The sequence below is a fragment of the uncultured Agathobaculum sp. genome (assembly GCF_963927765.1).
Classification (GTDB): Bacteria; Bacillota; Clostridia; order Oscillospirales; family Butyricicoccaceae; genus Agathobaculum.
Genome location: NZ_CAWVCU010000062.1, coordinates 1 through 7,145, shown reverse-complemented (window position 1 = coordinate 7,145; position 7,145 = coordinate 1). Strand labels below are relative to the sequence as shown.

Genomic DNA, 7,145 nt, shown 5'->3' with positions numbered 1-7,145 from the left:
GGCTTCGGCGCGTTTTTAGGGTAGGCGTTTCCATACCCCAACTGCGTACGGGGAAAGCTATGCTGAGGCAGGGAGGCGCTTTTAAATGATCACGCGCAGCAATGTAACAGAGCAGGTCGTGCAGTATTGCAAAGACAATATCAATGCGGGAAACTGGAAAGTCGGCGAGAAGATACCGTCGGAAAACCAGTTGACTGAAATTCTCGGTGTCAGCCGAGCCAGTGTGCGCACGGCGCTGCAGCATCTGATCGGTTTGGGTGTGCTGGAGAGCCAGCACGGTAAGGGAACATTCCTGCTGGAAAATCAGGTAGACGAAAAAACCGAAAGTGAATATAAAATCACCTCGGAGGATTGTAAGGATATCCTTAAGGTGTTGGAGTTCCGACGCATCATCGAAAGCGAGGCGGCTCGGCTGGCCACGCAGAACGCAACCCCAGAGCTGTTGGAGAAGCTACAGAAATATCTGGATGTCATGGCGGCCAATAAGGGGCCGGAGGGACAGGAGGAGTTCGTTACAGCCGATATGCAGTTTCACGAAGCCATCTGTGCGGCGACGCAGAATCCGATTTTGGAGAAAAGCATTTCCAAGGTATTTGACGAGACGCGTAAGAACCACTCACAGCTGCGCTCACTGTTTGGCTATCGTGACGGCGTATACTATCACACACTGATTCTGAGCGCCATCCGGTCGGGTGATGCGGATAGCGCGCATGATTTGATGTTTGAGCATATGCAGAATGCGATCGACAAGCTGAACACGCGAACCAATACAAAGACGCACAAGAAAACAGCGAAAAAGTAAGGCAAGGCACTGCAGGTAACGGGGCAGGACCCCATTGCAGTGCCTCTTCTTGTGCATATTTCACATAAGTGGTAGCAAAGTGTTGTGAAAAGTGAGAAAAATGTGTTTTTATGGATTTATTTGCTGAAAATGAGTTGACAAAAGAAAAAAGAGAAGTATACTAAGAACATAACTTGTCCGACAAGTACGAGCGGAAAAGAGAGACTTCTGCGTTTTAATTGCATAACTTGTAAGACGTCAAACAAGTTGCGATTAGAGAGGAGAATACTATGGCAGTCAAAATAGAAAAGGTTCGCGTGATTTGTACAGCACCAGAGGGTATCAATCTGGTCGTAGTCAAGGTGGAGACCAACCAGCCAGGTCTGTATGGTCTGGGCTGTGCGACCTTCGCATATCGTCATCTGGCGGTCAAAACAGTGGTGGAGGAGTACCTCGATCCGTTGTTGCGTGGACGGGACGCGGAAGCCATTGAGGAGCTTTGGCAGCTGATGCACCAGAACGCTTACTGGCGTAACGGCCCAATCAGCAACAACGCCATTTCGGGCGTGGATATGGCACTGTGGGACATCAAGGGTAAGCTGGCTGGCATGCCGTTGTATCAACTGTTCGGTGGCAAATGCCGGGAAGGCGTGCCGGTTTACCGGCATGCGGATGGCCGTGATCTGGAGGAACTGTGCGAAAACATTCTGCGCTTCAAAGAGATGGGGCTGCAGACCATTCGGTGTCAATGCGGCGGCTATGGCGGCGATAGCTACGGCGTCACTCCGGCTACTGCGCCGGAAAATGCACCTAAGGGGATTTATCTGGATGCACGGCAGTATATCCGAGATACAGTCAAGCTGTTCGAGGGCATCCGCAGCCGCATCGGTTATGACATCAATCTGGTGCACGATGTACACGAGCGTATCGCGCCGGTGGAGGCGATTCGCTTGGCTCGCGCGCTCGAGCCGTACGACCTGTTTTTCCTCGAAGATCCGGTTTCCATCGAGCAGACAGCATGGCTGCGTGAATTGCGCCACCAGACTTCAATCCCGATCGCGGAGGGTGAGCTGTTCAATAACACGGCTGAGTGGAAAACGCTGATCACCGAGCAGTTGATTGATTTCATCCGTGTGCATATCAGCCAGATCGGCGGCATCACGCCCGCGCGCAAGCTGCAGATTTTTGCCGAGCAGTTCGGCGTGCGCACAGCGTGGCACGGCCCGGGCGATATGTCCCCGCTGGCCCATGCCGCCAATATTCACATCGACTTGGCTGCACAGAACTTCGGCGTGCAGGAGTGGAGCGGCATCGAACCGCCCAATTTCGTCATTCAGGAACTCAAGGGGCCGCATGGTGCGCTGCTTGAGGTATTCCCGGGCTTGCCGGAATACCGCGATGGCTACGTTTACGCCAACGACAAGCCGGGTCTGGGCGTTGATCTGGATGGAAAAGAAGCAGCAAAGTATCCCTGTGAGAATACCGTCACGACTTGGACGCAGACACGAAAGCGCGACGGCTCTTTACAGACGCCTTGATAGAAAGGGACTGCGATGAGTAAAAAAGCATTGCTGCCATTGTGACCTGCGCTGCACTGGTTTGCGCGGCGGGCAGCATCTGGCAGGACACAAAACCCATTGATTGGCCGGAGGGTACGGTAACGCTGCGCATGGCGCAGACCTCGTCGGAAACCGGTGCGATCGGTCAGGAGATGAACCGATTTGCCGACTTGATCTATGAACGCACCAACGGTAAATACAAAATCGAGGTATACCATAATGGTCAGCTGGGCGCAGAAATCGACACGATCGAAGGCTGTCAGATGGGTTCGATTGATATTTCGGTTGTTAACCAGTCCACACTGGGTAACTTCATCCCGGAATTTCAGGCGCTCGACATCCCCTACCTGATCACTTCGTACGAGCAGGCCGACAAGGTGTTCATGGGTGAGATCGGGCAGGAATTCCTCGATAAGCTGTCTGACGTCCAGCTGCAGGGTCTGGGTATTTGGGAGTCCGGCTTCCGCAACCTGACCAACAGCAAGGTCGACGTCAACTCGATCGACGACGTGCAGGGCCTCAAGATCCGTACGATGGAAAACATGATCCATATTGATTTCTGGCGCGCGATGGGCACGGATGCGACGCCGATGGCGTGGAGCGAGGCTTACACCGCCATGCAGCAGGGCGCGCTTGACGGACAGGAAAATCCGTGTACGGTCATTCTGACCAACAACGTCGCGCAGGTCAATGATCATTTGGCAATCACCGAACACGCCTACTCCACGATTTTCCTGATTGTCAGCCCACGCACCTGGGCGAGCTTTGACGAGGAAACCAAGCAGATCTTTACCGAAACCGCGATGGAGTGCGGCATCCACGAGCGCGAGGTCAACCGGCAGATGGACGAGGAAGTGATTACCGAGCTGCAGGAGCAGGGCATGACTGTGACCTATCCGGATAAGCAGGGCTTTATCGATGCCGGTGCCGACTTGTACGCTGAGTGGGAGAAGCAGTTCGGCGATGTGATGAGTCGCATTGAAGCGCTTGCAGTCGAGGGGGATGAAGATGAAAACGTTTCGTAATGCATTCCAGAAGGTGCAGAAAGTGTTCGACGCGCTGGTCAGCGTCTGTCTGATTGTCATGATCGCGGTGGTATTCCTGCAGACCTTCTGCCGCTTTGTGATTTTTTACAGCCTGCCGTGGTCGGAGGAGCTGTCGCGTTACCTGTTTGTTGCGCTTATCGTGCTGGGCGCCAATCTGGCGATCACGCGCAAGATGTTTGTGCGCATTGAGATCATCGACAACTATCTCAAGGGGAGTGCGGCGACTGCGCTGCTGTTCGCGCGTAAGTTGGTTGCGATTTTTGTCAACACCGTATTTGTTTACGGCAGCTACAAGCTGATGCAGATCGGCAGCTATCAGACCAGCCATGGGCATCCCGATGGATATGCTGTATGCTGTGATTCTGGTAGGTTACTTGATGAACGTACTGGCAAGCATTGTCGATGTGTATGAATTCTGCACGGAACAGAAAAAGGAGGCGACTTGATTTATGGAAACAGCAGCTGTTGCGTTGATAGTTGTTCTGATTGTTGCGATGGCGCTTGGTCTGGAGATCAGCTGGTCGCTGGGTCTGGCCTGCGCTGTGGCTGTACTGCTTGACCCCAAACTGACGTTTGTCGTGCTGGCGCAGCGTATTTTCGCAAATTCCAACAGTTTCTCTATGCTGGCAATTCCGGCGTTTATGCTGGCTGGTGATGTAATGAGTAAAGGCGGCCTGTCAAAGCGTTTGGTCGCGTTTGCGGACTCGCTGGTCGGCTGGATTTCAGGCGGTATTTCGCTTGTTTCCATTGTCGCATGTACCTTTTTTGCTGCGATCTCCGGCTCCTCAGTCGCAACGACTGCGGCCATCGGCGGCCTGATGTATCCCGAAATGGTCAAGCGCGGCTATCCGGAGGATTATGCCGCGGCGGTGCAGGCGATCGGCGGCACGTTGGGCATCGTTATCCCGCCTAGCATTGTCATGGTCATTTACGGCAATATCACCGGCGTGCCGGTCGGTGAACTGCTGATGGCGGGCATGATTCCCGGCATTATCTGCTGCGTATTTCTGTGCCTGTGGGCATTCATCAAGGCAAAGCGCAGCAACTTTCCCAAGGCGGATCACTTTTCGTTCAAGCGTTTCCTGATGTCGTTTAAGGACGCGATTTGGGCGCTGATCATGCCAATCATCATTCTGGGCGGCATCTATGCCGGCATTTTCACCCCGACCGAGTCTGCGGTTGTCGCGGTTGTATACGGTGTGATCGTATGCCTTGCGATCTACCGAGAGATCACACTCAAGAGCGTTTGGTCGATCATCAAGACCACGGCGGTCGACACATCTAACCTGATGATTTTGGTCGTTACTGCACAGATGTTCGGCTGGCTGATCTCTTACTATCAGATTCCGCAGTTTGTCACTGAGGTCATGGTCTCGAATGTGTCGAGCGTAGCTATGTTCTGGGCGATCGTCATCGTGCTTCTGTGTATCTGCGGCATGTTCCTTGAGGTTGGCGCAACCAACCTGATCCTCGCTCCGATCCTTGCCCCGATTGCGGTAGCATTCGGCATTGATCCGATTCGGTTCGGCCTGGGGTTCGTATTCTTGCTGGCGATGGGACAGGCGACACCGCCTTTCGGCACTTGCCTGTTCGTGTCCTGCGGGTTGAGCGGTCGCACAGTCGGCGGCATTTCCAAACAGGTTCTGCCATTCGTTCTGGTAGAGATCGGCTGTGGCATTCTGTTTGCGATGATTCCTGCCCTGTCCACCTTCCTGCCCAACCTGATTGCCTGATGGCATGTTCACATAAAAGGAGTAATGAATAATGAAAGAAACCATGCGCTGTGTCGTAATTCCGGAGCCGCACAAGTTTGAAGTGCGTGAGGTGCCGGTGCCTGAACTGCAGAACGAGGATGAGGTGCTCATCCAAATGAAGTCGGCTGGTGTCTGTGGCAGTGACCATCACATTTATCATGGCCTCAATCCCTGCTCAACCTATCCGCGTATTCCCGGCCATGAGAATGCAGGCGTAATCGCCAAGGTCGGCGCGAACGTTAAGAATGTCAAGGTGGGTGATCATGTCATTGTAGACCTGATCCATACCTGCGGCACTTGTTATCAGTGCAGCATCGGCCGCAAGAATGTGTGCGAACATGTCTCGGTGCGCGGCTCCGGTGCGGATGGCGGCTGGCGTGAGTATTTCACCGCTCCGGCCTCCGAGGTGTACAAGATCGACGACAGCGTCGATTGGAAGGATGCGGCATTGGTTGAGCCGTATGCGATTGGTGCGCATTGCACCGCCCGTGCGCGTATCGTACCCGAGGATACGGTGTTCATCCTTGGAACGGGCACGATTGGCTCGATTATTTTGCAGACCTGCAAAGCCAAGGGTTGCAAGACCGTTATCTGCTGTGATATTGACGATGCTTCTCTGGCACGCGCCAAGGAATACGGTGCAGACTACGTCATCAATTCCAAGACGGAAGATGTGCTGCTTCGCATCTCTGAAATCACCGAAGGCCATGGCGTTACTGTTGCGTTCGACTCGGCCTGCTTCCCTGGCTCTTTGACCATGTGCATGCAGCCGGGCATCCTGTGCAACGCGGGCCGCATGGTGCCGATGGGCTTCTCGACTGCTAAGGAAGAAATTACGCAGGCTATGATCAACCAGCGTGAGCTGGACGTGATCGGCTCGCGGATGTCCTGCTATCAGTTTGAGCCCACCATTGAGCGCATGGAGAAAAAGGAGTTTAACACCGAGGGCATTGCTACCATGTTTATTCCGTTCAGCCAGATCGAAAAGGTGTTTTACTACATGGATCACCCCTGTGCGGAGTCCAAAAAGATGGTCATTCTGTTTGATGAATAAGTTTCCGTACTATAAATTGAGAAGGAGCGTTTGAAAATGGCATACGATTACAAAACAATGTTTGATGTTTCCGGCAAGCACGCGATCGTCACCGGCGGCGCGCAGGGCTTGTCTCGCGGCATGGCGGAAGGTCTGCTCGAAAACGGCTGCAAAGTTGTGCTGATCGACATTCAGCAGGAGAAATTGGAGGCAGTCTGCGAAGAATACCGCAAGATGGGCTATGAAGCGTACGGTGTATGCGGCAATCTGGCTGACCGTGCACAGATTGACACCATCTTCGACAAGGCGATGGAGATTCTGGATGGCAAGCTGGATATCCTGATTCCTGCGGCTGGCGTACAGCGTCGCCACCTGCCCGAGGAGTTCCCGGTAGAGGAGTGGGATCTGGTGCTCAACATCAACCTCAACGCCGTGTTCCTGATGATCCAGAAGGCACTGCGCATCATGCTCAAGCAGCCGACCGGCGGCAAGATCATCACGATCGGTTCGATGGTCACCTGGTTCGGCGGTACGACCGTACCGGCTTACACCGCCTCTAAGGGTGCGGTTTCGCAGCTGACCAAGAGCCTCGCGGTTGACTGCGCAGGCCGAAATATCAATATCAACTGCATTTGCCCGGGCTATATGGATACGGAAATGTGCGCCAACATGACACAGGCACGCAAGGACGAGTGCACGGTCCGTATCCCTGCTGGCCGCTGGGGTACCCCGGACGACCTCAAGGGTCCGATGCTGTTCCTCGCGTCCGCAGCGTCGGATTACCTCAACGGCGCGACGATTCCGGTCGATGGCGGTTATTTGGTAAAATAATCATTAACATAGGTTGGAAAAGCCAAGATCGTGTAATCTGTTTGAGTAATTTAGTGGACCTGTTGACCAAAAGAAATCTGGGCTGAAAGTTGATATTTTCAGCCCAGATTTTTAGCATATATGATGTAAAAAGGATAGCCT

The 7,145-nt window shown here is 53.5% G+C and carries 7 protein-coding genes; all 7 read left to right on the top strand.

Annotated elements, in window-relative coordinates:
* Positions 1-85: 85 nt before the first annotated feature.
* The 7 genes from ABGT74_RS05600 to ABGT74_RS05570 all read left to right on the top strand — a co-directional run bounded on the left by ABGT74_RS05600 (position 86) and on the right by ABGT74_RS05570 (position 7,004).
* The gene (locus ABGT74_RS05600) at positions 86-802 is read left to right on the top strand and encodes a FadR/GntR family transcriptional regulator (RefSeq protein ID WP_297283671.1); all 717 of its coding nucleotides are present in this window, start codon (positions 86-88) and stop codon (positions 800-802) included.
* 269 nt (positions 803-1,071) lie between these two features.
* Positions 1,072-2,319, top strand: coding sequence for an enolase C-terminal domain-like protein (locus ABGT74_RS05595; RefSeq protein WP_346704806.1), 1,248 nt, complete (start codon positions 1,072-1,074; stop codon positions 2,317-2,319).
* A 41-nt stretch (positions 2,320-2,360) separates the two neighbouring features.
* Entirely contained in the window at positions 2,361-3,365 is a 1,005-nt protein-coding gene (locus ABGT74_RS05590) for a TRAP transporter substrate-binding protein (RefSeq protein WP_346704805.1), read from the top strand.
* Positions 3,349-3,798: a TRAP transporter small permease subunit gene (locus ABGT74_RS05585; RefSeq protein ID WP_297283668.1), complete on the top strand. Its 450-nt coding sequence runs from the start codon at positions 3,349-3,351 to the stop codon at positions 3,796-3,798. The genes ABGT74_RS05590 and ABGT74_RS05585 overlap by 17 nt, the downstream gene beginning before the upstream one ends.
* Before the next feature lie 37 nt (positions 3,799-3,835).
* Entirely contained in the window at positions 3,836-5,119 is a 1,284-nt protein-coding gene (locus ABGT74_RS05580; protein ID WP_346704804.1) for a TRAP transporter large permease, read from the top strand.
* 31 nt (positions 5,120-5,150) lie between these two features.
* Positions 5,151-6,194 carry an alcohol dehydrogenase catalytic domain-containing protein gene (locus ABGT74_RS05575; RefSeq protein ID WP_346704803.1) on the top strand — a complete coding sequence of 348 codons (1,044 nt, stop codon included), beginning with the start codon at positions 5,151-5,153 and terminating at the stop codon, positions 6,192-6,194.
* A gap of 36 nt (positions 6,195-6,230) precedes the next feature.
* Positions 6,231-7,004, top strand: coding sequence for an SDR family NAD(P)-dependent oxidoreductase (locus tag ABGT74_RS05570; protein WP_346704802.1), 774 nt, complete (start codon positions 6,231-6,233; stop codon positions 7,002-7,004).
* Positions 7,005-7,145 lie beyond the last annotated feature (141 nt).